Here is a 24,980-nt window from a genome sequence, read left to right as displayed (position 1 = left end):
TGACCCCGAATCCCTGGATGACGCCTGTCAGAGCTCGAGCTCGCTCGCGACGGCCCGGAGCACCTGGGCCGCCGACTTGGCCTTCTTGGCGTCGGGGTGTCGGCCGTGGCGGTAGCCCTCACCGATGGTGTCGAGCAGGCGGATGAGGTCCTCGACGATGACGGCCATGGTCTCGGGGTCCTTGCGGCGCGCGTGCGACTGCGCCCGCGACACCGAGGTGACCGGGTCGAGGACGCGCACCTGGAGGGCCTGGTCGCCGCGGCTGCCCTGCACGATGCCGAACTCGACGCGCGTGCCGGCCTTGAGCGTCGTGACGCCGTCGGGCAGCGCGTCGGAGCGCACGTGGACGTCAGGGCCGTCCTCCTGCGTCAGGAAGCCGAAGCCCTTGTCCGCGTCGTACCACTTCACTTTGCCCGTGGGCATGGCGATGTCCTCTGGTCGTCGGTGCTCTGCTGCTGTGTCCAGCCTAGTCTGACGGCTTCGGCTCGGGCGGGGGCGGCTTCGGGGTCCGGTCCTCGAACGTCACCTCGACGGACTGGAAGCCCTTGTGGCGCTGTGACTTGGCGTAGGCCGCGTACGCCTTCTGGTCGGCCTTGGTCAGGATCACGTTGTCGGTGAACGGGGTCAGCAGCGCACGCGGGTAGAGGTGCCGCCGCAGCACGACGTTGACCTCCAGTCCGAGCACCACCATGATCGCGGCGATGAAGATGAAGGCGATCAGGCCGAGGACCAGCGCGAACGTCTTGTTCATCTGGTTGTCGTCGGCCTTGAGGATGACCTCGCGGACGTACGTGTTGCCGATCCACTGCAGGCCCTGCCAGAGCATCGCCGTCACCACCGCGCCCGGCAGCACCGAGCGCCAGCCTGCGCGCCCGTGGCTGATCAGCCGGTAGACGCTGACGAAGATCGCGATCGTCAGGACGAAGCCCACCAGACGGATGATCCATCGCAGGGTCGTCTCGAGGTTGGCGCCGACGGCACCGGGATTGGCGAAGACCGACGTCGCGATCGCCAGCGCGAGGATGCCGGCCCCGCTGATCGCCAGGAACAGGATGCTGCGCAGGCGCAGGATGATGGGATTGGCCCGGCTGTTGCGGGGCACGGACCAGGCGATGTTGGCGGCGTTCTGGACCGCCTGGCCGAGTCCCATGGCACCGTAGAGGGCCACGATCGAGCCGATCACGATCGTCGTCGTGCTGCCCTTGATGCCCTCTGGTCGGCCGAGCTGCGTGCCGATGATGGGGAACTGGCTGAGCGCCGAGTCGAGCAGCCGGTCTCGCAGGTCGGCGTTGTCCTGCAGCACGAACCCGAGGATCGACGAACCCAGGAGCAGCAGCGGGAAGATCGCGATGAACGCGTAGTAGGCGATGATCGCCGCGAGATAGGGGCCCTGGTCGTCGAAGTACTTGTAGACGACCGCGATCGGGAAGCTGACCACCCGGTGCTTGCGCTGGAAGGCGTCGACCGGGCCGATGTGCGGGGTCATGGCACGTACGGTTCCAGCGCCGCAGCGACCGCGTCGAAGCGCGCCTGGTCGAGGACCGCACCTTCACGGCGTACGTCGGCAGGGTCGACCGTCAGGAGCCGGTTGAGCCGGACCTCGCTGGGCCGGCCCGCGGGGTCCCACGGCCCCGCGCCGATGTCGAACCAGTAGCGGCCCTCAGCGGCTTCCTGGGTCAGATCGCGGTCGTGGTCCTTCGAGGTCATGGGGATCGCGACAAGACTGTCTCCTTGGCGGGCCACGATGAGGACGGGGCGGTCCTTGCCCTGCGTCGGGTCGTCCTCGTAGGGCACCCACGTCCACACGACCTCACCCGGGTCTGGCCGCCCGTCCGGGTGCGGGTCGTACGCGATGTCCACGCGGTCAGCCTGCCACAGCGGTCGCCGCAGAGCCCGCTGATCGTCGCAGGACGCCCGCGCGGGTCAGTCGAATTCGGGCAGCTCGCGCTTCATGACCTTGCCGGTGGGGTTGCGGGGCAGCTCGTCGAGGAACATCGTCCGGCGCGGCACCGCGAACCGGGCGACGTGCTCCTTGGCGTACGCCACGAGGTCCTGCTCGGTGAGCGACGCGCCGTCCTTGACCACGACGTACGCGGCGAGGGCCTGGCCAAATGCCGGGTCCTCCACGCCGGTGACCACGACGTCGGAGATGTCGGGGTGCTCGATGAGGGCGTCCTCGAGCTCGCGCGGGAAGACGTTCTCGCCGCCGGAGATGATCATGTCGTCGTCGCGGCCCGACACGAACAGCCGGCCGTTCTCGTCGAAGAAGCCGAGGTCGCCGGTGTTCATGAGCCCGTCGGCGAACGCCTTGGTGTTGCCGTCGGTGTAGCCGCCGAACGGCATGTCGTTGCCGACGTGGATGACGCCGGTCTCCCCCTGCGGCACCTCACGGCCGTCGGCGTCGAGGATCTTGACGAACGTACGGAACGGCGGCTTGCCTGCGGTGCCGGGTGCCTCGCGCAGGTCCTTGGGGCTGGCGATCGTGACCCAGCCGGTCTCCGTCGCGCCGTAGAAGTTGTAGACCGAGTCGGTGAACAGGTCCATGAACCGGTTGGCGAGGTCGCCGGCGAGCGCCGAGCCGCTGCTCGCGGTGACCTCGAGCGACGAGACATCGGTCTTCTCGATCATGACCGGGTCGGCATCGACGAGGCGCTGCATCATGAGCGGCACGACGACCAGGACCTTGGCCTTGTGCTCGTCGATGTCGCGCAGCACCTGCTCAGCGGAGAACCGGCGGCGCAGGACGTACGTCGGCGCGGTCGACAGGCCGAACCCGAAGTTGATCAGGCCCCACGAGTGGAACAGCGGGGCGGCGAGCACCACCGTCGAGTTGCCCCGATAGGGAATCGCGCCGAAGAACGCGATGAGCGGCTTGAGATCCGCAGGCTCCTCGCGCTTGGCGCCCTTGGGCAGCCCCGTGGTGCCGGAGGTGAAGATGATGATCTGGCCGTGGCGGGCGGGCTTCGGGTGCGCCTTGGTCGGCTGACCGGCCAGCAGTCCGGCGACCGTCGGGTAGCGCGCCGGGGCGTCGTCGTCGGCCCAGCACAGGATGATCGACTCGTCCTCGACGTCGGCGCCGACCTCGAGGAACTCCTGGTCGAGGATCACGAGCTTGGCGCCCTCGCGCTTGGCCAGCTCACCGAGCTGCGAGCGGCTCGCCATCGTGTTGAGCAGCAGCACCCGGCCGCCGGCCTGCATCACCGCAATGAGCGCGATGATCATGTAGCGGTGGTTGCGCGACAGCACCGCCACGGAGTCGCCCGCCTCGATGCCCCGGTCCTTGAGGGCCTGGGTGAACTGGTTGATCTGCTCGGCGAGCTCGGTCCAGGTGATCTGGCCGGCGTCGTCGATGATCGCGAGCTGGTTGGGGAAACGCTTGGCCGCGGCGTTGACACCGGATGGCAGCCCCGGGCCCCACTTGACGAGCTGCAGCCCGGCACCGATCAGCCGGTGCGGCAGGACCGGCTTCAACATCCCGATCTGCCTGAAGACCTTCAGCGTGTAGCCCAGCTCGCTCATGCCACCGCCTCCTCAGACAACCCACGATATGGAGGCGACGGCATGAGCCCTGCCTGATTGTTCGCTCGCTGTCGCTCGCTCATGCAACTCCTTGGTGCGTTCCCCTCTGACGCTACTGCGCCGGGGTCGAACCTGCGAAGTGTAACAACGAGTTACGGTTTCAGGGCGTGACGTACGTCGCCAGCTCGGCGGTCTCCGCCTCGGTGAAGATCCTCGAGCGGATGATGAACCGGTTGCCGGTCGGGCCCTCGATCGAGAACCCGGCTCCCCGGCCCGGCACGACATCGATCGTGATGTGCGTGTGCGACCAGTAGGCGAACTGCTCGCGAGAGATCCACACCGGAGCCGGCTCGGGCCCGCCGTAGTCGAGCTCGCCGAGGTGGACGTCCTGCGGTCCGGTCAGGAACGTGCCTTGCGTGAAGCACATCGGCGCCGACCCGTCGCAGCAGCCGCCGGACTGGTGGAACATCAACGGCATGGCGTGGGACGCCCGGAGGCTGCGGAGCAGGGCCGCAGCCTCCGGGGTGATCGCGACGCGTTCCACCGTCACGACGGGTCTCCCGTCCCGTGGTCCATCAGAAGAAGCCGAGCTTGTTCTGGTCGTACGACACCAGCAGGTTCTTGGTCTGCTGGTAGTGGTCGAGCATCATCTTGTGGTTCTCACGCCCGATGCCTGACGACTTGTAGCCACCGAACGCGGCGTGCGCGGGGTACTGGTGGTAGCAGTTGGTCCACACGCGACCGGCCTGGATGTCCCGACCGGCGCGGTACGCCGTGTGGGTGTCGCGCGACCAGACCCCGGCACCGAGGCCGTACAACGTGTCGTTGGCGATCTCGATGGCCTCGTCGTAGTCCTCGAAGCCCGTGACGGACACGACCGGACCGAAGATCTCCTCCTGGAAGATGCGCATCTTGTTGTGGCCCTGGAAGATCGTCGGCGCCACGTAGTAGCCGCCCGACAGGTCGCCGCCGAGATCGACGCGCTCACCGCCCGTGATGATCCGGGCACCCTCCTGCACGCCGATGTCGAAGTAGGACAGGATCTTCTCGAGCTGGTCGTTGCTGGCCTGCGCACCGATCATCGTGGCGTCGTCGAGCGGGTTGCCCTGGACGATCTGCTTGACCCGGTCCGTCGCGGCCGGCAGGAACTGCTCGAGGATCGAGTTCTGGATCAGCCCACGGCTCGGGCAGGTGCAGACCTCGCCCTGGTTGAGCGCGAACATCGCGAAGCCCTCGAGTGCCTTGTCGTAGAACGCGTCGTCCTTGCTGGCGACGTCCTCGAAGAAGATGTTGGGACTCTTGCCGCCCAGCTCCAGCGTCGCCGGGATGAGGTTCTGGCTGGCGTACTGCGCGATCAGGCGCCCGGTCGTGGTCTCTCCGGTGAAGGCGATCTTGCGGATGCGGCTGCTCGAGGCGAGCGGCGCGCCGGCCTCGACCCCGAAGCCGTTGACCACGTTGATGACGCCGGCCGGGAGGAGGTCGGCGATGAGCTCCATCAGGAGCATGATCGACGCCGGCGTCTGCTCGGCCGGCTTGAGCACCACGGCGTTGCCCGCGGCGAGTGCCGGCGCGAGCTTCCAGGTGGCCATCAGCAACGGGAAGTTCCACGGGATGATCTGGCCGACGACGCCCAGCGGCTCGTGGAAGTGGTACGCCACGGTGTTGTCGTCCAGCTGCGAGAGGGCGCCTTCCTGAGCGCGGATCGCCCCGGCGAAGTAGCGGAAGTGGTCCACCACGAGCGGCAGGTCGGCAGCGAGGGTCTCGCGGACCGGCTTGCCGTTGTCCCACGTCTCGCCGACCGCGAGCATCTCGAGGTTCTGCTCGATGCGGTCCGCGATCTTGTTGAGGATGTTGGCCCGCTCGGTCACCGACGTCTTGCCCCACGCCGGTGCCGCGGCATGGGCGGCGTCCAGCGCCAGCTCGATGTCCTCGGCGGTGCCACGGGCCACCTCGCAGAACACCTTGCCGTTGACCGGTGACGGGTTCTCGAAGTACTGCCCCTTGACCGGTGCGACGTACTCGCCGCCGATCCAGTTGTCGTAGCGGGGCTTGTAGGTGACGACGCTTCCTTCGGCTCCGGGCTGCGCGTAGACGGTCATGGTGCTCCTTCAGGTCGAGGTTGCTGTGACCGTAGTCACGCGACCGTTGCCCGAACGTTGCAGCGACTGGCTCAGCCAAGCTCGGCGTCGAGCTTCGCGACCTGTGCGGCGACCTGCGCATGGCGGGGCGACGTGGGAGGCAGGACCTGGAGGACACGCTGCCAGATCTCGAAGTCGTCGCGCCCGTGCGCGGTGTCGGCGAACGAGAGCAACGCATCGGCATCGCCAGCGCTCAGCAGGCACGAGCGTACGAACATGTGGATCTCGTCGCGCAGCTGCTCGATGGCCGGCGCGGTCGAAGCGGGCAGGAGCGGACCGCGATAGTGCGCGACGGCGCTCCGCACGCGCCCGGCAGCGAGGTCCTCGCGCACCCGGTCGATGTCGGTGCCGATCGCGGTGCCGAGCCGGTAGGGCCGGGACGACAGCTCGATCGGTCCCAGCACCGCGCGCAGCCGCGACAGCTCGGCTCGGATCGTGACCTGCGCCTGCTCGTCGTCGCTCAGTGCGACCGACAGCTCAGCGGTCGTCATGCCGTCGCGGGACTCGGCGAGCAGCAGCATGATCTCGCTGTGGCGCAGGCTCAGCCGCGTCGTCGTGGACCCGTGGCGCAGCGTCGCGCCACGACTCCCGAGCACCTCGAGCGCCGGCATCGACCAGCCGCTGCTCGCGGTCGCTGTCGGGGCCGGGCTGAGCCGCTCGATGCGCAGCTCGGCCTCGACGGCCGCGACCGTCGCACGTACGAGGGTCAGGCTCTGCGCGGTGGCGACGTCGGGGCCACCGGTCAGGTCGAGCACGCCGAGGATCGCGCCGGTGTCCGGATCGTGGATGGGCGCCGCCGAGCAGCTCCACGGGGTGACCTGCCGGGCCAGGTGCTCGGCACCGAAGATCTGGACGGGTCGGTCGAGCGCAAGCGCGGTGCCCGGTGCGTTGGTGCCCACGCTGGCCTCGCTCCAGTCGGCCCCGGGCAGGAAGTGCATGTCCTCGGCACGCGTGCGCAGGGACGAGTCGCCCTCGACCCACAGCAGCTGTCCTGCGGCATCGCTCACCGCCACGAGCAGGCCGGCCTCGGCGGCGCTCTCGACGAGGAGACGGCGGATCACCGGCATCCCGGCCGCAAGCGGGTGCGAGTCACGGATGTCGGCGAGGGCCGCCTCGTCGAGCCTGATGGCCGCGAGCGCCTGCTCGGGATCGAGCCCGCCCTCGACACTGCGCCGCCACGACTCGAACACCAGCTGGCGCAGGCCGGAATCGACCTGGCCCGTGCTCACGAACTGGTCGTGCGCCTCCTCGAGGTGACGCGACAGAGCCGCCGGATCGGCACCCGGCGGCATCGCGAGATCGTGGCGGGCCATGCCCGGAGTGTACGACCCCGTGTGACGACGATCACTGGACTCACGCGTCGCGGCGGATGAACAGCGCGTACGAGCCGGCCAGCAGCGCGCCGACGAAGACGGCCATGACGATGCCGCCGCCCACCGCGCCGAACGGGATGAAGCCCAGGAACGACAACAGGTCGTCCAGCGACGCGCGCGTGTAGAGCTTGCCGCCGGCGTCGTACGGGAGGTACTTGAGGATGTTCATGATGCCGCCGTCGGAGCTCGGGTGGTCCGACGCGCTCTTGATGGCGATCACGATCGCGCGGATGATCTGTTCGACGACCGAGGGCACCAGCATGAGCAGCGCGACCGCAGCGGTCTGGTTGCGGGTCAGGGCGCTGAACGCCAGGCCCGACAGCGAGAAGAGCGCTGTGAAGATCAGCGTGCCCGACGTCATGTTGACCAGGCCCTTGGCGGTCGGGAGGTCGAGCCCGAACGCGACGATGCTGAGCAGGGCGATGAGGATGCACAGCAGGGCGGCCGCCGCCGAGATCACGACCGTCGAGATGACCTTGGCCGCGAACACGTGCGTGCGGTTGGGGATCGCCGTGAGGGTGGCCCGGATCATCCCGTGGCGATATTCGTGGCCGGTCGAGAACACCCCGAGCAGGCCGATGATGTACGCGATGAACAGGGGTGCGAAGCCGCTCGAGGCACCGATCGTCGCGATGACGTCGAACGCGGCATTGCCTCCGTCGAACGAGCTCGACTGCGAGATGACCGCGGCCAGGACGACCGACATGATCAGCTGGAACGTCATCGCGATGCCGATCAGCCAATAGGTCGAGCGAAGTGTGCGCAGTCGCACGTACTCGTAGCGGAGGGCGTCGATCATGCGACGTCTCCCGTCGAGCCGCGGAACTCCTCGGACAGGCCGGTCGCCTCGAGGAAGGCCTCTTCCAGCGTGGCCTGACGCGTCACGAGCTGGTGCAACCTCGCCCCGGCGGAGTGCGCCGCCTCTCCGATCTGCTCGGCCGTGACACCGCTGACCACGAGGCTGTCGCCCTCGCGGGTGATCGCGGCGCCGAGCGCCTCGATCGCCGGGGCGAGGACTGCCCCGTCGGGTGTCCGCACCTCGACCGTGCCCAGACCACTGTGCGAGATGAAGTCCGCGACCGCACCGTTGGCCAGCATCTGGCCCCGGCCGATCACCACGAGCTCGTCGGCCAGGACCGCCATCTCCTGGAGGAGGTGGCTCGACACGAAGACCGAGCGCCCCTCCCCCGCCAGGTGTTTGAGCAGGGAACGCAGCCACGTGATGCCCTGGGGGTCGAGCCCGTTGCTCGGCTCGTCGAGGATCAAGGTGTCCGGGTCGCCGAGCAGCGCTGCGGCGATGCCGAGACGCTGGCCCATGCCGAGGCTGAACTTCTTGGGCTTGCCCTTGCTGACACTCGACAGCCCGACCATCTCGATGACCTGGTCGACGCGGGAGTCGGGGATGCGGTTGGCGGCCGCGAGCATCCGCAGGTGGTTGCGCGCCTGCCGGGTCGGATGGAACGGCTTGGCCTCGAGCAGTGCGCCGACGTGCCGCATCGGGTGGTCGAGCTCGGCGAAGGTCCGGCCGTCGTACGTCGTGGCGCCGTCGCCCCGGTCGAGGCCCAGCATGAGCCGCATCGTGGTGGACTTGCCGGATCCGTTGGGGCCGAGGAACCCCGTGACGCTGCCGGGATGCACCTCGAACGACAGGTCGTTGACGGCCCGCGTGGACCCGTACGTCTTGCCGAGTCCCACCGCCTGGATCAGTGCCATGAGCACCACCCTGTCACGCCGGACCGAGCCACCGACGGCATACCGTGCACGTATGAGTGACAGCAACGAGTCCTTCAGGCCGATCGAGGACGGGGTCGCGACCGACCTGCGCGGCGAGATGACGTACGCGAGCTATCTCCGGCTGCCGACGCTGCTGTCGGCGCAGCACCCCGTGTCGGACCATCACGACGAGATGTTGTTCATCATCCAGCACCAGGTCACCGAGCTGTGGCTCAAGCAGCTGACCCACGAGCTGCGGTCCGCGATCGCCCTGATCGCCGCCGACGACCTGCCGCCCGCGCTCAAGCGCCTCGCGCGGGTCAAGGCGATCCAGCGGCAGATGTTCGAGCAGTGGGCCGTGCTGGAGACCCTGACGCCGATCGAGTACGCGCAGTTCCGCGACTCGCTCGGCAAGGCGTCGGGCTTCCAGTCGCCGCAGTACCGCACCGTCGAGTTCCTGCTCGGCAACAAGAATCCGCAGATGATCAAGGTCTTCGAGCACGACGAGGCGCTGCGTTCAGCGCTGCGGGCCGACCTCGAGGCGCCGAGCCTCTACGACGAGTTCCTGCGGTTCCTCGCCCGTCAGGGCCATGCGGTGCCGACCGCGGTGCTCGAGCGTGACGTCACGCAGCCGTACGTCGCCGATCCAGGCGTGATCGAGGTGCTGCGCCGCATCTACGCCGACCCGGACGCGTACTGGGCGGCGTACGAGATGTGTGAGGAGCTCGTCGACGTCGAGGGCAGCTTCCAGCTGTGGCGGTTCCGGCACCTCAAGACCGTCGAGCGCATCATCGGGTTCAAGCGCGGCACCGGCGGCTCGTCCGGCGTGACGTTCCTGCAGAAGGCCCTCGAGCTCACGTTCTTCCCTGAGCTGCTGGATGTGCGAACGCACATCGGCGCTCCCTGAGCGCCTGATCGAGGGCAGCAAAAAGAGGGGCGGACCGCCCCTCTACTACCAATCTATAGCGGACCAGGGGGCTTGCCGCAAGACCCCCGTGGTGCTCCAGAATGGCCGGCCGGAGCCACACCGACCGACAGGGGAGCCACCATCTTGCGTGCAAGCGCCTTCAACCTGACCGACCACCCGACCAAGGCAGATCCAGCACTGATCGCCGCCGACGAGCGGCACTTCGCGGCGATCGAGGACACCCTCGAGCAGTCGATCGCCGAGCTGTCCGCACGACTCGATGCCGAGCGCAAGGCGCCCGGCGGCATCGGGCAGGAGGCCCTCGACCGCGACATGGAGGTGCACCGGCTCACCGCCCGGCTGCGCACCCTGCGACGGTTCGGCCTCGACCTGTGCCTCGGCCGCATCGTCGGCGCCGACGGCGAGCCGGCGTACGTCGGCCGGCTCGGCCTCACCGACAACGACGGCCGTCGCCTGCTGCTGGACTGGCGCTCCCCCGCCGCCGAGCCGTTCTTCGGCGCGACCCACGCCAACCCGATGGGGCTGGCGAGCCGGCGTAGGTTCCGCTGGACGCGTGGCCGGATCACCGACTACTGGGACGAGGTGTTCACCGCCGACGGCCTGGAGGGTCATGCGGCACTCGACGACCAGTCCGCGTTCATCGCCAGCCTCGCCGGCAGCCGCTCACCGCGTATGCGCGACGTGCTCGGCACGATCCAGGCGGACCAGGACGCGATCATCCGGGCCGGGTCCCGCGGGACCCTGGTCGTCGACGGCGGGCCCGGCACCGGCAAGACCGTCGTCGCCCTGCACCGCGCGGCGTACCTGCTCTATGCCGACCCTCGTCTGGGACATCGCCGCGGCGACGTGCTGTTCGTCGGCCCGCACCAGCCCTACCTCAGCTACGTCGCCGACGTCCTGCCGAGCCTCGGCGAGGAGGGCGTGCAGACGTGCACCCTGCGTGACCTCGTGCCGGACGGCGCCGGGGCTCGCCCCGAGGCCGATCCCGAGGTGGTTCGCCTGAAGTCGACGGCCGACATGGTGCGCGCCATCGAGCCGGCGGTCCGGCTCTACGAGGAGCCACCCACCAAGCCGATGACCGTCGAGACCGACTGGTCGGAGATCTGGCTCAGCACCGCCGACTGGGCAGAGGCGTTCGGCGCGGCCGAGCCCGGCACGCCGCACAACGAGGCGCGCGACCAGGTCTGGGAGGAGCTGCTGACGATCCTGATCGACAAGCACGATGACGACGGCGACGTCTCGCCGGAGCTGCTGCGCAGGTCACTGACCCAGAACGAGGAGCTGGCTGACGCGTTCGGCCGCGCCTGGCCCTTGGTCGACGCCGCAGACCTGGTCGGCGACCTCTGGTCCGTGCCGGCATACCTGCGTATGTGCGCCCCGTGGCTCAGTCCCGACGAGGTCACGCTGCTGCAGCGCGCGGATCCTCAGGCGTGGACCGTCTCCGACCTGCCCTTGCTCGACGCGGCACGCCAACGGCTGGGCGACGTCGAGGCGTCCCGTCACAAGCGTCGACGGGTGGCAGCCGTCGCCGCTGAGCGTGAGCAGATGGGCCGGGTCATCGACGACCTGATCGCCTCGTCAGCCGACGGTGACGAGTACGGCGAGGGGCTCGTCACGATGCTGCGCCACGAGGACCTGCAGGAGACGCTGGTCGACACCTCGGCCCTGCCGACCCCGGAGCCCGACGAGCTCACCGGCCCGTTCGCGCACGTCGTGGTCGACGAGGCCCAGGAGCTGACCGACGCGGAGTGGCAGATGCTGCTGCTGCGCTGCCCGTCGCGCAGCTTCACCGTCGTGGGTGATCGCGCGCAGGCGCGCCACGGGTTTGCCGAGACCTGGCCGGAACGCCTCGCGCGGGCCGGACTCGACCAGGTCACGGTGCAGGCGCTGAGCATCAACTACCGCACGCCGGAGGAGGTCATGGCCGAGGCCGAGCCGGTCATCCGGGCGGCCCTGCCCGACGCCAACGTGCCGACGTCGATCCGCCGCAGCGGCATCCCCGTCACGCACGGCGCCCTCTCCGAGCTGGACCGGGTCCTCGACGCCTGGCTCGCGGCGAACGCCGAAGGCATCGCCTGCGTCATCAGCACCGACGAGGTCGAGGAGCGTCGACGCGTACGCTCACTGTCCCCCGAGCTGTCGAAGGGACTCGAGTTCGACCTGGTCGTCCTGCTCGATCCCCAGACGTTCGGCGACGGCGTCGAGGGCGCGGTCGACCGCTACGTCGCGATGACCCGCGCGACCCAGGAGCTCGTGGTCCTGACCTGAGGCATGACGAAGGCCCCCACCGCAGAGCGGTGAGGGCCTTCGTCTTGTCTTGGACGTTCTTTCACCTGGGGCACGTCGCGAGGCGACGTGACCTAGCTAGGTGACTAGAACCCCATGCCGCCCATGTCACCCATGTCGGGGGCGCCTCCGCCGGCCGGAGCAGGCTCCGGCTTGTCGGCGACGACGGCCTCGGTGGTGAGGAACAGTGCCGCGATCGAGGCTGCGTTCTGCAGCGCCGAGCGCGTGACCTTGGCCGGGTCGATGATGCCGGCAGCGATCAGGTCGACGTACTCGCCGGTCGCGGCGTTGAGGCCCCAACCCGACTCGAGCCCGGCAACCTTCTCGGCGACGACGCCACCTTCGAGGCCGGCGTTGATCGCGATCTGCTTGAGCGGGGCGGACGCCGCGGTGCGAACGATGTTCGCGCCGGTGGCCTCGTCACCCGTGAGCTCGAGCTTCTCGAAGACCGCAGCAGTGGCCTGCACGAGTGCGACGCCACCACCGGCGACGATGCCCTCTTCGACGGCCGCCTTGGCGTTGCGGACGGCGTCCTCGATGCGGTGCTTGCGCTCCTTGAGCTCGACCTCGGTCGCCGCACCCACCTTGATGACGGCCACGCCGCCGGCGAGCTTGGCGAGACGCTCCTGGAGCTTCTCGCGGTCGTAGTCCGAGTCGCTGTTCTCGATCTCGGCCTTGATCTGGTTGACGCGACCCTGGATCTGCTCGTCGGAGCCACCGCCCTCGACGATCGTGGTCTCGTCCTTGGTCGTGACGACCTTGCGGGCCGTGCCGAGCAGCGTCAGGTCGGCGGTCTCGAGGCTGAGTCCGACTTCCTCGCTGATGACCTCGCCACCCGTGAGGATCGCGATGTCGGCCAGCATGGCCTTGCGGCGGTCACCGAAGCCGGGCGCCTTGATGGCGACGGACTTGAAGGTGCCGCGCATCTTGTTGACGACCAGCGTCGCGAGAGCCTCGCCCTCGACGTCCTCGGCGATGATGACCAGCGGCTTGCCGGCCTGCATGACCTTCTCGAGGACCGGGACCATGTCCTTCACGGAGCTGATCTTGGAGTTGACGATGAGGATGTAGGGATCCTCGAGGACGGTCTCCTGGCGCTCGGCGTCGGTGACGAAGTAGCCCGACAGGTGACCCTTGTCGAACCGCATGCCCTCGGTGAGCTCCAGGTCGAGGCCGAACGTGTTCGACTCCTCGACCGTGATGACGCCTTCCTTGCCGACCTTGTCCATGGCCTCGGCGATGATCTCGCCGACCGTGGTGTCAGCAGCGGAGATCGAGGCGGTCGAAGCGATCTGCTCCTTGGTCTCGACGTCCTTGGCCATGCCCAGCAGCTGCGAGCTGATGGCCTCGACGGCGGCCTCGATGCCCTTCTTGAGGCCCATCGGGTTGGCGCCGGCCGCGACGTTGCGCAGACCTTCGCGGACGAGGGCCTGGGCGAGGACGGTAGCGGTCGTGGTGCCGTCACCGGCGACGTCGTCGGTCTTCTTGGCGACCTCCTTGACGAGCTCGGCGCCGATCTTCTCGTAGGGGTCCTCGAGCTCGATCTCCTTGGCGATGCTCACACCGTCGTTGGTGATCGTGGGGGCTCCCCACTTCTTCTCCAGGACCACGTTGCGACCCTTGGGGCCGAGCGTGACCTTGACGGCGTCGGCGAGCTGGTTCATCCCGCGCTCGAGGCCGCGCCGCGCTTCCTCGTTGAAAGCAATGGTTTTTGCCATGTGTACGTTTCTCCGACTTGGTTGTCGACGTGGATGACCAGGCGATGCCCGCGACGGACGGCTGCGGCGTGCGGCGAACCCTTCTCGCCGCGGCCCACAACCTCATCGGTCTGATCCGGTTAGCACTCTCATCATACGAGTGCTAATCAACGCCGCGCAATCAGGTGGACGGATTGGGTCGGACGTCGTAGGAGAGCTCGGCGAACTGGCCGACCTGCGACACCGAGTTGAGGGTCAGCCGGTCCGAACGGATGTCGCGAGGCAACAGCGGCGCTCCGGCACCGAGCGTCACCGGTGCGATCGTGACCGTGACGCGGTCGAGCAGCCCGGCATCGTCGAACTGGCCCACGAGGTCACCGCCGCCCATCAGCCACACGTCGCGCTCGCCCGCGGCTGCCGTCATCTCGGCGTGGACGCTGCGGACGTCGTCGTGGGTCAGCCGCAGGTCCGCACCCGGGATCAGTGGCAGGTCGCGGTGCGTGAAGATCCACGTGGGACGCTCGGCGTACCACTCCCGCCACTTCTCGGGGTGGTCCAGCATCTGCTCGTGCTCGAGCACCCACTCGTACGTCGTGGAGCCCATCGCGAGTGCCCCGATGCGAGGCAGGAAGTGGTCATCGATGCCCGACTCGGCGTCGTCAGCACCGGGCACCGCGAAGAGCCAGTCGAGGGAGTTGTCGGGGGTCGCGAGGAACCCGTCCAGGGTCGTTGCGGTGTAGTAGATCGTCGCCATGCGCGCGACGCTACCCACGGGGTCAGACAGAGAACAGCAGGAACAGCCCGGTGAACGTGTAGGCCACCATCAGCAGCAGCATCGCGACCTGCCCGCTCAGCCGGTGGCCCTTGGGCAGCAGCGCCAGCGCTTTGTCGTGCGCCGCGACCACAGCGAGCACGTGGCCGGCAACCACGAACGTGACCTTGAGGGCTGCGAGGGTCGAGGTGTGCTGCGACAGCACGTACGCCGTGTCGTGATCACCCAGCGGGTGCCAGCCGCGGCCCAGCGGGTCGAGCAGGGCGAGGAACACCGCCTGCCCCTTCTCGACGAGGTACGTCAGGTAGTGGGCGAAGATGTAGCCCACCACGATCGGGACCAGCGAGTGCGCGAGCCGGCCCGGCAGCAGCCGGCGCTCCCCCGCGCTGACCCCGCCTGTCGCTCGAGCCGCCGCGACGAACAGCACGGCGACGACCGTGCAGAAGCCCAGCAGGGTCAGGGAGTGCTGCCACGTCGACAAGGTCTTGCCCTGCCAGAACGAGGAGGCCGAGAAGCTGTCGTACGCCGTGGAGCCCAGCAGCGTCGCCAGCACCGCGACGAGGCCGGCGTCGACCGGCACGCCGGGCAGGGAGCGGAGCGGGTTGTGCAGGCGCCAGCGGCCGTCACGGACGAACGGCGAGAGCTTCGCGACGATCGCGCTGTAGACGTCGAAGGGGTCCGCGCGGTCGTACCAGCGCGGTCCGAACGCGATGCCGCCGGCGATCGTGACCACGACGTAGACCGCGACCCACACGCGTACGGCGTGGATCGAGCCCGGGTCGGGCGAGGCCAGCTCGAGCCAGACGAACGCGAACAACCCCGCGACGGCCGGCCAGTAGCCGAGCCGCTTCGGGTACGTCCACCGGCCCGGGCCCAGCAACGACTGGATCGTGCGCCACGGCGAGAGGTCGCGCCACACGTGGCCGGCGACCAAGGCGAGCGGCACCAGACCGACCCAGACGAAGATGTAGAAGCCGCCGAGGCCACCGTTGCCGGCGGTGGACGGGCCGGCGTAGAGCGCGACCAGCAACCACGCCGTGAGCAGCAGGCCGACCACGGCGAGCCACGGGCGCCGCGGCGGCAGATCACCGGGGTCGGGCTCGGCCGCGAACTGCGGCTCCTTCCACGCCAGCGCCAGCACAGCGAACGAGATCGTCAGCGCCCACGAGGCGCCGACCATCGCGTACAGGAACGGGATCGGCAGGTCGGTCGACCCACCGAGACCATGGGCCTGGAGCCCGGTGGCGATCACGGCTCGACGACGAGCTGCACGATCGTGACGTCGAGGTGGTGCGCCTCGACCGCGACCTGGCCGGGGGTCTTGAGCGTGAACGACTCGGTGACATCGTCACCGGGCTTGACCTCGTACTCGTGCTCGGGGTCGGAGTGCACGTGGATCTCCTCGTCAGCGTCCGAGGTGATGTGCAGCGTCACGGACCGGCCGGCCTCGACCTTGACCCGCTTGCCCTGAGGCGTGACCTTGCCGTCCTTGATGACGATGTCGACGGTCACGGCATCCTTGGCGCTCGTGCCGCCGTCGGAGCCGTCGGAGCTGCCGCCGCAGCCGGTCAGGACGAGGGCACAGGCCAGCAGCGCTGCAGCGATCCTCACGGGTTCTCCTTGTCGTCGTCGGGCTCGAAGGCCCGCTCGATGATCTCGCGCTCCTCGCGCTCGTCACGCCGGTCCTTGCGGGCGATGTAGAGGATCACGCCCACGACCACGAGGGCCGGGACGATGGCCGGGATCGCCAGCAGGGCAGCGTGGTGCGCAAGGATCTGGTCTCCGCCCGGCGTCATGACGTCAGGGTAGGCGTACGGTCTCCCGACGAGTCGGCCTCGTGCTCCTCGATGCGGCGCGCCACGCGGGCGACGGACACCGAGATGCCGATGATGATCGCGAGGCTGCACAGCAGCACGACCATGTTGGCCGCACCCCACAGCCAGGGCGACGTGTCACCCTTGCGCTCGCGCTGGAGGATGTCGATCTCCGGCACGAACTTGCGGGTGAACTCGGCAGAGGCGGGAACCTCCTTGACCCTCAGCGGCGCATCGGCCGGCATGAAGATCGGCACGGCGGCGAGCGTACGTCCGTCCTGGACGCGCAGCAGGGTCTTCCAGTTGCCGCCGACCGGCACGGGCTTGGTCGACTCCCACGTGTTGTCGCCCGTACGCCGCAGGCGATCCGTCACGACGCCGGCGCCACCGCCCTGCCACGCCGTGATCTGGACCCACGTCGGGTGGTCGTCGATGAGGTCGGCGGGCTTGACCGTGATCTTGGCGGTGACCTCGGGGTGCTCGGTGGTGCCGACCTGGGTCAGCGCGAAGCTCGCCGAGGCGTTCTTGGGCACCGTCGCGTGCAGGCCGTTGGCGACGGCTGCCGCGATGACGAGCACCGAGACCGTGATGATCGCCCGGCTGATCTTCGCTGCCGGGAGCCGGCCCTGCAGGCCGAGTGCGAACAGTGCACCGCAGAGGCCCGACGCGATCGCGACGGGTACGGCCATGAGCAGGCCCTCCAGCCACATGTCCTGGGTCCACGGGAACTGGAAGACGCGGTCGTTCCAGAACTTCTCGATGACCAGGCCGATCGTGCCGATCAGGAGGCCGCCGATCGCGCCGAACCACAAGGGTTTGTGGCGCAGCTGGGTGAACGCCAGCAGCTCGATCAGCACCGCGCTGCCGAGGTAGAGCGGGAACACGTGGTGCGCCTCGCCGAAGAAGTCGGTGACGATGAACGAGATGATGCCGCGCATCAGCAGGAAGAAGACCGCGGCGACGATCGCGGCGCCCGGGCCGACGTAGAGGCGGGCGGCGACGAGAGTCACGCCAGCGGCGGCCACGATCATGAGCGGCGCGAACACCATGCGGAACTGCGCGATGCCGAAGTCGAACTCGGCCTGGAACACCGAGAGCCCGATCAGCAGGGCGCCGAAGCTGATCGACAGCGTCGCGGTCCGCATCCAGGTCGGCATCTCCTTGCCGTTCTGGCGCAGCGCGAAGTCGGCCTCACGGTGCAGCAGGATGATGCCGGCGGTGGACAGCCCGGCGCCGCCGATCAGCATCAGGTGGGTCGGTCCCCAGAGCGTGACGTCCTGGCCGAACATCCGGTGCCAGACGTCGTCGAGGGGGAAGCCGATCAGGGCGTACAGGCCACACGCGGCGATGAAGATGCCGCTGACCGGGGCGTACCAGTTGCGGGTGATGCGGACCGAGGCGATGCCGGGCTTCTCGCCGTCGCGCGGGTAGATGACCGCTGACATGCCGGCCACGAACAGCGCGAAGAGCCCGTAGAGGATCAGGTAGTGCGCGGGGTTGGCCAACGGGCCGGCGTCGCGGCCACGGCCGGCGTGCAGGCTGACGTCCCACATGAACCCGAGCAGCGCGACGATCAGCGAGCTCGCGACGAACAGCGTCGGGATCGCGGCCCAGCCGGGCTCGCCGGTGCGCGCCCCGAGCCGCTCGCCCGCGCGCTGGATCCACTCGATGCGGTGCGTGCGGTGCGCCCAGGCGATGACCAGCAGGATGGCCGTGACGATGCCCGCGGCGATCGACAGGCCGATGACCTGACCGATCGCGGCGCCTCCGGCGGGTGCGGTGACGGGGTCGGCTGCAGAGATGAACATACTCGGAGTATGTCAGCGAGTATGTGACATCGCAAGTGTCACATACGTCACGCAGGTGTTTCGGGCATGAAAAAACCCGGTCCCCCCGGACCGGGTCCGTTCACGGGCTCAGTGCCCGATGACCTCGTGGGCCTCGCGACCCTTGGGGCCGTCGACGACCTCGAACTCGACCTTCTGGCCGTCCTCGAGAGTCTTGTAACCGTCTGACGCGATCTTGGACCAATGGACGAAGACATCGTCCTGGCCCTCGACCTCGATGAAGCCGTAGCCCTTGTCAGCGTTGAACCACTTGACGGTGCCTTGCACCATGCCGCCACTCCCACCTGATTCTGGAGGAACCCACCTGCCGGAGCCCCTTCATGCGCAGAGCCTACAAGGCTGTGCCGCGAGTTCAGCAACCCCCGGCGACGGCAGGGATTATCGAGACCTGCGTGCCGGCCGGGGTCGGCGTGTCCAGGCCCTGGGCGAAGCGCACGTCCTCCTCGGCGACGTAGATGTTGACGAAGCGGCGCAGCTTGCCCTGCTCGTCGACGACTCGCGCCTTGATGCCGGGGAACGCGCCCTCGAGCGACTCGAGGACCTCGGTCAGGGTCTCGCCCTCGGCGGTGACCTGCGACTGGTCCTGCGTGTAGGTGCGCAGGATCGTCGGGATGCGTACGTTGATGCTCACAGTGCTCCTTGGGTGTTCTCTGGACTCAGGCGATGCCGGCGGCGACGAAGGCCTCGTACGTCGGGGCGATGGTGGCTGCGGGGCCGACCAGCTCGGTGACCGCGTCGAGCGTCTTGAGGCCGTGGCCGGTGTTGATCACGACCGTCTCGAGCTCGGGATCGAGCTGACCGGTCTCGACGAGCTTCTTGAGGACGCCGACGGTCGTGCCGCCGGCCGTCTCGGTGAAGATGCCCTCGGTGCGCGCCAGCAGGACGATCGCGTCGCGGACCTCGTCGTCGGAGATGTCGGCGATCGCGCCGCCGGTCTCACGGCAGATGTCGAGGACGTACGCGCCGTCGGCGGGGTTGCCGATCGCGAGCGACTTGGCGATCGTGTCGGGGCGGACAGGTCGTACGACGTCCCAGCCCTCGCGGAACGCCTCCGAGACCGGCGAGCAGCCGGTGGCCTGGGCGCCGAAGACCTTGTAGGGCTTGTCCTCCACGAGTCCGAGGGCGATGAGCTCCTTGAACGACTTGTGCACCTTGGTCAGCTGCGAGCCGGAGGCGACCGGGATGACGATCTGGTCGGGCAGGCGCCAGCCCAGCTGCTCGGCGATCTCGTAGCCCAGCGTCTTGGAGCCCTCGGCGTAGAACGGGCGGACGTTGACGTTGACGAACGCCCAGCCGTCCTGCTCGCCGGCGATCTCGGAGGCGAGCTTGTTGACGTCGTCGTAGTTGCCGTCGACCGCGACGAGGTTCTCGGTGTAGACCGCCGAGTTGACCTGCTTGGGCGTCTCGAGGTTGCTCGGGATGAAGACGACGGTCTTGATGCCCGCGCGGGCACCAGCGGCGGCGACGGCATTGGCGAGGTTGCCGGTCGAGGGACAGGCGAACACCTTGCTGCCGAACTCGCGGGCGGCGCTCAGCGCGCAGGCGACGACGCGGTCCTTGAAGGAGTTGGTCGGGTTGGTGCTGTCGTCCTTCACCCAGAGGCTCTTGAGGCCCAGCTCGGCGGCGAGGTTGTCAGCCTTGAGGAGTCGCGTGAAGCCCGGCTCGAGGTTGGGGCTGAGCTCGATGTCGTCGGGCACGGGGAGCAGTGCCTTGTAGCGCCAGATGTTGTTGGGGCCGGCCGCGATCTGCTCGCGGGTGATGGCCGGGAAGTCGTACCGGATCTCCAGGGGGCCGAAACACTCGGCACACACGTAGTGCGGGCCGAGCTCACGCGTCGTGCCGCACTCGCGGCAGACGAGCTCGACGGCGTTGCCGAAGGCGCCTTCGCGGAGGGCGGGTGCGGCGAGGCTTGGAGCGGATGTACTCACAGAAGTGACCTTTCATCTTTCCCGGATCGACTGTCGTCCGGGACGGATTGAGCACCTGGTCGATGAGCGACTGGTTGCTGGGGCGTCATAGGGCCGTGTCCCTGTACCCCTCGTGATGAGTGGTTTCAGCCTACGGGCGCGTCTCACGATGTGTCCACTCGGTCCGGATGCTGGACGGCGCCTGTTCGCCCCTCGGTCACCCCGGGGTTGGCGGTTTACCAGGAGGTCAGGGCAAACCGCCACTCCTCAGGGTGCGCGCGCCTTGCGGAGTGGCAGGTTGCCGTGCGGAGTCGGAGCAATCGCGCAGTTTCCCTTGCCCTCTTGGTAAACCGCCAACCCCAGCGGCGGGTCAGTGCTTGCGGGAGAAGCGGGTGCGCGGGGGCGGGTAGTTGCCGTCGGCGAGGTTGGCGAGACGCTCGAAGGGGTTGTACGACGAGTGGTCGCCGGCGATCGCGTACGAGATGCCGACACAGAGGAAGTAGACCGGCAGCATCGCGACGCCGAGGACGAACGCGTACTGCGTGCAGTGCCGGTCCTCGTGCTGCAGCAGCACCGGCCGCTCGAGCAGCCAGTCGAGCTCGTGCTTGCTCGTGATGACGCTGCCGATCGTGAACGCGCTGGCGACCGGGAAGCCGAACCGGTAGCCCCCCGCGAGGTAGGTGCCCCGCCCGCGCCGCGTGATGGTCGCACCGCCGATCCGTGCGATCAGCAGCCCGAGCGGCGTGCTGAGGTTGATCCAGTTGAGCACCGTACGCACGCGAGTCCACCGCGTGTGCGGCAGCACCGGATCAGAACTCATCCGCGAGCTCCTCCAGCCAGTCGGCGACGGCGTCGGGCCCGTCGAGGACGACGTCGGCGTGAGCCACCAGGGCGTCCTGCTCCGCGGACGCCGAGCAGATCAGCAGCCCGCCGACGCCGTTCTCACGGAGCTGCTCGACCGCCGCGAACGCAGGCAGGTCGCCGAGGTCGTCGCCGGCGAAGATCACCTGGCGGGCACCGAGGCGTGACGCCAGGGCACGTACGGCGTCGCCCTTGTCGATGCCCGGGGCGCGCAGCTCGATGACCTGGCGGCCGGGCTCGACCGCGAGGCCGAGGTCACCGGCGAGGTCCGCCAGCGGCTGGGCCAGCTCGTCGAGCAGGCCCGGGTCGATGCCGCGGGTGTGCACCGCGATCGCAAGTCCCTTGTCCTCGATGCGTACGTGGCCGGCGCCGCGCGACTCGAGCCAGCCGGGCAGCTCGTCGGCCAGGCGGCTGATCGGCTCGGGACGTTCCGGCTCGACCGTCTCGGCCGTCGACGCGTCCCACTGCTCGGCGCCGTACTGGCCCCAGATCACGAGCCGCTCGAGGCCCGCGACGCCGTCGAAGCCACCGAGCTCGAGCGCTTGCCGGACGGGACGCCCGGTGATGATCGCGACCTGGCCGAGGACGTGGCCGAGCCGGGCCAGCGCAGCGACCGAACGCTCATGGGCGTACGCCTGGGTCGGGTCGTCGACGATGTGCGCCAGCGTGCCGTCGAAGTCGAGGGCGAGCAGGGTTCCGGCCGGATCAGCGATCACGGCGGCGCGGACGGGAGCGGGCATCCGCCCATTGTTGCGGGCCGGACAGGATGATCGTCAGCCGGTCGGTCCGCATCGGCGCCACGCTCGGCAGGACCCGGCTGATGTCGAGGTCGTCGGCGAGCAGCTTGGCCTGCTCCTCGAGCTGCGGCGGGAAGTAGACGGTGTTGCCGGCGATCGACCCGCGCCAGTTGCCGATCGTCACGGTGGCCCAGCCCGCCGAGCGCACCTTGGCGGAGTAGGTCGCAGCGAGCCCTTGGATCGTGGTGTTGTTGAGCACCGCGACCGGCGTCGTGCGCTCGGCCTCGGGCTGGTCGGTGGTCTGGGTCGGCGTGGGCGACGGTGTCGTCTTGGTGGTTGCGCTCGGCGAGGGAGCCGGTGTCGTCTTGGTCGCCGGCGGGGCCGACGTGGCGGTGGTCGGCGCCGTCTCCGGGTCGTCGTCGACGAACAGCCATCCCAGCCAGCCCGCAGCGCCGACGCACAGCATGATCGTCAGGACGATGAACCAGCTGGCGGGTACGTATGCCTTGCCGGTCGGGGTCCTGCGGTGGTCCATGGGAACCTTCAGAGGTCGATGCCGAGACGCCTGGCCGAACGGCTGCGCTGGCGCTGGGCGCGCAGGCGGCGAAGACGCTTGACCAGGAGTGGATCGTACGCGAGTGCGTCCTCACGGTCGATCAGGGCGTTGAGCACCTGGTAGTAACGCGTGGCCGACATGTCGAACTTGTCGCGGATCGCCTGCTCCTTGGCACCCGCGTACTGCCACCACAGCCGCTCGAGCGCCAGGATCTCGCGGTCGCGCTCCGACAGCGATTCAGCGGCTGCCGGCGCTCCGGCGTTCGACTTCTCCACGGCGCTCATGCCATTGATTCTAGGGCACGAATCACACCGGTGTCATTTGCTTCGCCGAATGGCAGGCTGTGTCTCATGACGACCGATTCGGGGACACGTACGTCCATCCGGTGGGGGATCCTGGCCACAGGTCGCATCGCGGAGTCGTTCGTGCGCGAGCTGGCCCTCGTCGAGGGCAACGAGCTCGCGGCGGTGGGCTCGCGCCGGCTCGATGCCGCCCGCAGGTTCGCCGACCGCTTCGGCGCGGCGCGGGCACACGGGTCGTACGAGGAGCTGGCCGCCGACCCCGACGTCGACGTCATCTATGTCGCGACCCCGCACAGCCGCCACGCCGAGGACGTCATGACGTGCTTCGAGGGCGGCAAGGCGGTGCTGTGCGAGAAGGCGCTCACGATGAACCCCGCCGACGCGGAGGCGCTCGTGGCCGAGGCCCGTACGCGCGGGCTGTTCTTCGCCGAGGCGATGGCGATGCGGGCCAACCCCAACATCCGCCGGGTCGCCGAGCTGGCCACCGGCGGAGCCCTCGGGACGCTCGGCGAGCTCAGGGCCGCCCGCGGATTCGTCGGCCCGGCCACGACGGCACGACTCTGGGACCCGGCGCTCGGGGCGAGCGCGCTGCTCGACGTCGGCGTCTACTCGCTGACGTTCGCGCACCTGATCCTCGGCGAGCCGGCTGGGATCGTGGCTGCGGGGACGCTGTCGGACGAGGGCATCGACGTCAGCGGCGGAGCCACGCTCACGTACGACAGCGGAGCCGTCGCGAGCATCTCCTGGACCCAGGTCGCCCACACCGACAATCGCGCGTCGATCGCCGGCGACGCCGGGCTCATCGAGGTGCCGTCCCGCTTCCCCACCGCGACCTCGTTCACGCACTGGCACGACGGCACGGTCGACACGATCAGCGAGCCGGTCACCGGTCACGGGTATGCGCATGAGATCGAGGAGGTCGCCGCGTGCCTGCGCGCCGGAGCAACCGAGTCGGACCTGCTCCCCCTCGACGAGACGGTCTCGATCATGCGTCAGATGGCAACGATCCTCGACCAGCTGGGTGTCGCCGGCAGGTGAGCCTCGACACACACCGCTAGGCTGCCGGACATGGTGACGGGAACCGCAGACTTCGTGGTGATCGCCAACCGTCTGCCCGTCGACCGGGTGACGTCACCCGACGGCGGCACGATGTGGCGCACCTCCCCCGGCGGCCTGGTCACCGCCCTCGAGCCCGTGATGCGTCGCAACGGTGGCGCGTGGATCGGCTGGCACGGTGCGGCCGACGAGAAGCTCAAGCCGTTCGAGCACAACGGCCTGCACCTCGTGCCGGTCCACCTGAGCGAGGAGGAGGTCGCCGAGTACTACGAGGGCTTCTCCAACTCGACGCTCTGGCCTCTCTACCACGACGTCGTCGCGCCGCCGGAGTTCCACCGCGAGTGGTGGGACGCGTACGTCCGGGTCAACCGTCGCTTTGCCGAGCGGGCAGCCAAGGTCGCCAAGCCCGACGCCGTCGTGTGGGTGCAGGACTACCAGCTGCAGCTCGTGCCCACGATGCTGCGCGAGCTCCGCCCCGACCTGCGCATCGGCTTCTTCCTGCACATCCCGTTCCCGCCGGCCGAGCTGTTCCAGCAGCTGCCGTGGCGCCGTCAGATCCTCGAGGGGCTGCTCGGCGCGGACCTGGTCGGCTTCCAGATGCCCGGCGCGGCGCAGAACTTCGTGCGCCTCGTCCGCCAGCGGGTCGGCCACAAGACGCACCGCGACATGATCTACCTGCCCGATGGACGCACCGTCCTCGCGCAGGCCTACCCGATCTCGATCGACGCGGCCGGCTTCGAGGAGCTCGCCCGTACGCCCGAGGTCATCGCCCGCGCCGCCGAGATCCGCGAGAGCCTCGGCAACCCGAAGACCATGCTGCTGGGCATCGACAGGCTCGACTACACCAAGGGCCTGCGCCAGCGGCTCCGTGCGTTCGGCGAGCTCATCAGCGACGGCTCGCTGCACGTCGACGACGCGGTGTTCGTGCAGGTCGCGACCCCGTCGCGCGAGCGCGTCGACCAGTACAAGATCCTCCGCGACGACATCAACCGGCTCGTCGGGCGCATCAACGGCGACGTCGCACGCATCGGCCAGCAGCCCGTGACCTACCTCCACGCGTCCTACCCGCGCGCCGAGATGGCCGCGCTCTACCGGGCTGCCGACGTCATGGTCGTCACGCCGCTGCGCGACGGCATGAACCTCGTCGCCAAGGAGTACGTCGCGTGCCGTTACGACGACCGCGGCGCCCTGGTGCTGAGCGAGTTCGCCGGGGCGGCGTCGGAGCTCAAGTCGGCCTACCAGGTCAACCCGCACGACATCAACGGCATGAAGGGCATGATGCTCGCGGCGATCAACGCCAGCCCGCGCGAGAACGCCCGCCGCATGAAGGCGATGCGCAAGCAGGTCATGGAGAACGACATCGAGCTCTGGGCGGCCAACTTCCTGCGCGAGCTGACGATGGACCGCAACCCGCACGCCAAGAACCCCCGCCCCGTCTGAGCCACCGGTGGTCGAGGCTCCTTTCGATAGGTTG

Annotated in this window: 26 protein-coding genes and 1 riboswitch; of the genes, 4 read left to right on the top strand and 22 right to left on the bottom strand. The window is 68.9% G+C overall.

Translation table 11 applies throughout. From position 1 onward, the window contains the following. Positions 1-27: 27 nt before the first annotated feature. The 9 genes from ASC61_RS11285 to ASC61_RS11245 all read right to left on the bottom strand — a co-directional run bounded on the left by ASC61_RS11285 (position 28) and on the right by ASC61_RS11245 (position 8,743). Positions 28-423, bottom strand: a complete 396-nt coding sequence (locus ASC61_RS11285; protein WP_056211936.1) for a cold-shock protein — start codon at positions 421-423, stop codon at positions 28-30. A 43-nt stretch (positions 424-466) separates the two neighbouring features. Then, a complete protein-coding gene (locus ASC61_RS11280) occupies positions 467-1,486 on the bottom strand; it encodes a YihY/virulence factor BrkB family protein (protein ID WP_082530609.1) in 1,020 nt (339 codons plus the stop codon). Further along, positions 1,483-1,860: a type II toxin-antitoxin system PemK/MazF family toxin gene (locus ASC61_RS11275; RefSeq protein ID WP_235503541.1), complete on the bottom strand. Its 378-nt coding sequence runs from the start codon at positions 1,858-1,860 to the stop codon at positions 1,483-1,485. The genes ASC61_RS11280 and ASC61_RS11275 overlap by 4 nt, the downstream gene beginning before the upstream one ends. A gap of 63 nt (positions 1,861-1,923) precedes the next feature. Then, on the bottom strand, positions 1,924-3,519 hold the full coding sequence (locus ASC61_RS11270; protein ID WP_056211932.1) for an AMP-binding protein: 1,596 nt from the start codon (positions 3,517-3,519) through the stop codon (positions 1,924-1,926). 160 nt (positions 3,520-3,679) lie between these two features. Continuing rightward, the gene (locus tag ASC61_RS11265) at positions 3,680-4,069 is read right to left on the bottom strand and encodes a DUF779 domain-containing protein (RefSeq protein ID WP_056211930.1); all 390 of its coding nucleotides are present in this window, start codon (positions 4,067-4,069) and stop codon (positions 3,680-3,682) included. A gap of 25 nt (positions 4,070-4,094) precedes the next feature. Beyond that, complete coding sequence (gene exaC, locus ASC61_RS11260; protein WP_056211929.1) at positions 4,095-5,618, bottom strand: acetaldehyde dehydrogenase ExaC; 1,524 nt, start codon at positions 5,616-5,618, stop codon at positions 4,095-4,097. Between the two features lie 71 nt (positions 5,619-5,689). Further along, positions 5,690-6,970 (bottom strand): GAF domain-containing protein, encoded by a 1,281-nt coding sequence (locus ASC61_RS11255; protein ID WP_056211927.1) that lies wholly within the window; start codon positions 6,968-6,970, stop codon positions 5,690-5,692. 40 nt (positions 6,971-7,010) lie between these two features. Next, entirely contained in the window at positions 7,011-7,829 is an 819-nt protein-coding gene (locus tag ASC61_RS11250) for an ABC transporter permease (RefSeq protein ID WP_056211925.1), read from the bottom strand. Then, entirely contained in the window at positions 7,826-8,743 is a 918-nt protein-coding gene (locus tag ASC61_RS11245; protein WP_200935442.1) for an ATP-binding cassette domain-containing protein, read from the bottom strand. Before ASC61_RS11245 ends, ASC61_RS11250 begins: the two co-directional genes overlap by 4 nt. A 52-nt stretch (positions 8,744-8,795) precedes the next feature. Here ASC61_RS11245 and kynA point away from each other — a divergent pair, with 52 nt between their 5' ends. After that, entirely contained in the window at positions 8,796-9,650 is an 855-nt protein-coding gene (gene kynA / locus ASC61_RS11240; protein ID WP_056211923.1) for a tryptophan 2,3-dioxygenase, read from the top strand. A 144-nt stretch (positions 9,651-9,794) separates the two neighbouring features. Next, on the top strand, positions 9,795-11,939 hold the full coding sequence (helR, locus tag ASC61_RS11235) for an RNA polymerase recycling motor ATPase HelR (RefSeq protein ID WP_235503540.1): 2,145 nt from the start codon (positions 9,795-9,797) through the stop codon (positions 11,937-11,939). Positions 11,940-12,043: 104 nt separating this feature from the next. Here the strand turns inward: helR and groL are convergent, their stop codons facing one another. From groL to ASC61_RS11175, 13 genes are all read right to left on the bottom strand, one after another. Beyond that, positions 12,044-13,675, bottom strand: coding sequence for a chaperonin GroEL (gene groL, locus ASC61_RS11230; RefSeq protein WP_056211920.1), 1,632 nt, complete (start codon positions 13,673-13,675; stop codon positions 12,044-12,046). 160 nt (positions 13,676-13,835) lie between these two features. Next, positions 13,836-14,408 carry a dihydrofolate reductase family protein gene (locus ASC61_RS11225; RefSeq protein ID WP_056211918.1) on the bottom strand — a complete coding sequence of 191 codons (573 nt, stop codon included), beginning with the start codon at positions 14,406-14,408 and terminating at the stop codon, positions 13,836-13,838. 22 nt (positions 14,409-14,430) lie between these two features. Next, on the bottom strand, positions 14,431-15,678 hold the full coding sequence (locus ASC61_RS11220) for a hypothetical protein (protein WP_056211917.1): 1,248 nt from the start codon (positions 15,676-15,678) through the stop codon (positions 14,431-14,433). Further along, a complete protein-coding gene (locus ASC61_RS11215; RefSeq protein ID WP_056211915.1) occupies positions 15,675-16,037 on the bottom strand; it encodes a hypothetical protein in 363 nt (120 codons plus the stop codon). The genes ASC61_RS11220 and ASC61_RS11215 overlap by 4 nt, the downstream gene beginning before the upstream one ends. Beyond that, the gene (locus tag ASC61_RS11210) at positions 16,034-16,222 is read right to left on the bottom strand and encodes a hypothetical protein (protein ID WP_056211914.1); all 189 of its coding nucleotides are present in this window, start codon (positions 16,220-16,222) and stop codon (positions 16,034-16,036) included. The genes ASC61_RS11215 and ASC61_RS11210 overlap by 4 nt, the downstream gene beginning before the upstream one ends. Then, entirely contained in the window at positions 16,219-18,048 is a 1,830-nt protein-coding gene (locus ASC61_RS11205; protein WP_056211912.1) for a hypothetical protein, read from the bottom strand. The genes ASC61_RS11210 and ASC61_RS11205 overlap by 4 nt, the downstream gene beginning before the upstream one ends. A 108-nt stretch (positions 18,049-18,156) precedes the next feature. Continuing rightward, positions 18,157-18,357 carry a cold-shock protein gene (locus tag ASC61_RS11200; protein WP_056211909.1) on the bottom strand — a complete coding sequence of 67 codons (201 nt, stop codon included), beginning with the start codon at positions 18,355-18,357 and terminating at the stop codon, positions 18,157-18,159. A gap of 82 nt (positions 18,358-18,439) precedes the next feature. After that, positions 18,440-18,718, bottom strand: a complete 279-nt coding sequence (locus ASC61_RS11195) for a MoaD/ThiS family protein (protein ID WP_056211907.1) — start codon at positions 18,716-18,718, stop codon at positions 18,440-18,442. A gap of 25 nt (positions 18,719-18,743) precedes the next feature. Continuing rightward, positions 18,744-20,015 (bottom strand): threonine synthase, encoded by a 1,272-nt coding sequence (gene thrC / locus ASC61_RS11190; RefSeq protein WP_056211905.1) that lies wholly within the window; start codon positions 20,013-20,015, stop codon positions 18,744-18,746. A 9-nt stretch (positions 20,016-20,024) separates the two neighbouring features. Continuing rightward, positions 20,025-20,137: riboswitch (SAM riboswitch) on the bottom strand. A 227-nt stretch (positions 20,138-20,364) separates the two neighbouring features. After that, positions 20,365-20,814, bottom strand: a complete 450-nt coding sequence (locus tag ASC61_RS11185) for a hypothetical protein (RefSeq protein WP_056211903.1) — start codon at positions 20,812-20,814, stop codon at positions 20,365-20,367. Next, on the bottom strand, positions 20,804-21,595 hold the full coding sequence (otsB, locus tag ASC61_RS11180) for a trehalose-phosphatase (protein WP_056211901.1): 792 nt from the start codon (positions 21,593-21,595) through the stop codon (positions 20,804-20,806). The genes ASC61_RS11185 and otsB overlap by 11 nt, the downstream gene beginning before the upstream one ends. Continuing rightward, the gene (locus ASC61_RS19405) at positions 21,561-22,127 is read right to left on the bottom strand and encodes a LytR C-terminal domain-containing protein (RefSeq protein ID WP_082530837.1); all 567 of its coding nucleotides are present in this window, start codon (positions 22,125-22,127) and stop codon (positions 21,561-21,563) included. Before ASC61_RS19405 ends, otsB begins: the two co-directional genes overlap by 35 nt. Before the next feature lie 8 nt (positions 22,128-22,135). After that, positions 22,136-22,432, bottom strand: coding sequence for a DUF3263 domain-containing protein (locus tag ASC61_RS11175; protein WP_056211900.1), 297 nt, complete (start codon positions 22,430-22,432; stop codon positions 22,136-22,138). 66 nt (positions 22,433-22,498) lie between these two features. On the opposite strand from ASC61_RS11175, the gene ASC61_RS11170 reads away from it, so the two are divergent. Beyond that, on the top strand, positions 22,499-23,488 hold the full coding sequence (locus tag ASC61_RS11170; RefSeq protein ID WP_056211897.1) for a Gfo/Idh/MocA family protein: 990 nt from the start codon (positions 22,499-22,501) through the stop codon (positions 23,486-23,488). 21 nt (positions 23,489-23,509) lie between these two features. Continuing rightward, the gene (locus ASC61_RS11165) at positions 23,510-24,946 is read left to right on the top strand and encodes an alpha,alpha-trehalose-phosphate synthase (UDP-forming) (protein WP_442854219.1); all 1,437 of its coding nucleotides are present in this window, start codon (positions 23,510-23,512) and stop codon (positions 24,944-24,946) included. The last annotated feature ends 34 nt before the right edge of the window (positions 24,947-24,980 follow it).

Source organism: Aeromicrobium sp. Root344 (assembly GCF_001425755.1).
In the GTDB taxonomy this organism is placed as follows: domain Bacteria; phylum Actinomycetota; class Actinomycetes; order Propionibacteriales; family Nocardioidaceae; genus Aeromicrobium.
This window is presented reverse-complemented; position numbering and strand designations above follow the sequence as displayed.

Excerpts from the sequence above, each read along its gene's own strand:
- ASC61_RS11285 (WP_056211936.1), bottom strand. The coding sequence starts at position 423 with ATGCCCACGGGCAAAGTGAAGTGGTACGACGCGGACAAGGGCTTCGGC.
- ASC61_RS11280 (WP_082530609.1), bottom strand. The coding sequence starts at position 1,486 with ATGACCCCGCACATCGGCCCGGTCGACGCCTTCCAGCGCAAGCACCGG.
- ASC61_RS11270 (WP_056211932.1), bottom strand. The coding sequence starts at position 3,519 with ATGAGCGAGCTGGGCTACACGCTGAAGGTCTTCAGGCAGATCGGGATG.
- exaC (WP_056211929.1), bottom strand. The coding sequence starts at position 5,618 with ATGACCGTCTACGCGCAGCCCGGAGCCGAAGGAAGCGTCGTCACCTAC.
- ASC61_RS11255 (WP_056211927.1), bottom strand. The coding sequence starts at position 6,970 with ATGGCCCGCCACGATCTCGCGATGCCGCCGGGTGCCGATCCGGCGGCT.
- ASC61_RS11250 (WP_056211925.1), bottom strand. The coding sequence starts at position 7,829 with ATGATCGACGCCCTCCGCTACGAGTACGTGCGACTGCGCACACTTCGC.
- ASC61_RS11245 (WP_200935442.1), bottom strand. The coding sequence starts at position 8,743 with ATGGCACTGATCCAGGCGGTGGGACTCGGCAAGACGTACGGGTCCACG.
- kynA (WP_056211923.1), top strand. The coding sequence starts at position 8,796 with ATGAGTGACAGCAACGAGTCCTTCAGGCCGATCGAGGACGGGGTCGCG.
- groL (WP_056211920.1), bottom strand. The coding sequence starts at position 13,675 with ATGGCAAAAACCATTGCTTTCAACGAGGAAGCGCGGCGCGGCCTCGAG.
- ASC61_RS11225 (WP_056211918.1), bottom strand. The coding sequence starts at position 14,408 with ATGGCGACGATCTACTACACCGCAACGACCCTGGACGGGTTCCTCGCG.
- ASC61_RS11210 (WP_056211914.1), bottom strand. The coding sequence starts at position 16,222 with ATGACGCCGGGCGGAGACCAGATCCTTGCGCACCACGCTGCCCTGCTG.
- ASC61_RS11205 (WP_056211912.1), bottom strand. The coding sequence starts at position 18,048 with ATGTTCATCTCTGCAGCCGACCCCGTCACCGCACCCGCCGGAGGCGCC.
- ASC61_RS11200 (WP_056211909.1), bottom strand. The coding sequence starts at position 18,357 with ATGGTGCAAGGCACCGTCAAGTGGTTCAACGCTGACAAGGGCTACGGC.
- ASC61_RS11185 (WP_056211903.1), bottom strand. The coding sequence starts at position 20,814 with ATGAGTTCTGATCCGGTGCTGCCGCACACGCGGTGGACTCGCGTGCGT.
- otsB (WP_056211901.1), bottom strand. The coding sequence starts at position 21,595 with ATGCCCGCTCCCGTCCGCGCCGCCGTGATCGCTGATCCGGCCGGAACC.
- ASC61_RS19405 (WP_082530837.1), bottom strand. The coding sequence starts at position 22,127 with ATGGACCACCGCAGGACCCCGACCGGCAAGGCATACGTACCCGCCAGC.
- ASC61_RS11175 (WP_056211900.1), bottom strand. The coding sequence starts at position 22,432 with ATGAGCGCCGTGGAGAAGTCGAACGCCGGAGCGCCGGCAGCCGCTGAA.
- ASC61_RS11170 (WP_056211897.1), top strand. The coding sequence starts at position 22,499 with ATGACGACCGATTCGGGGACACGTACGTCCATCCGGTGGGGGATCCTG.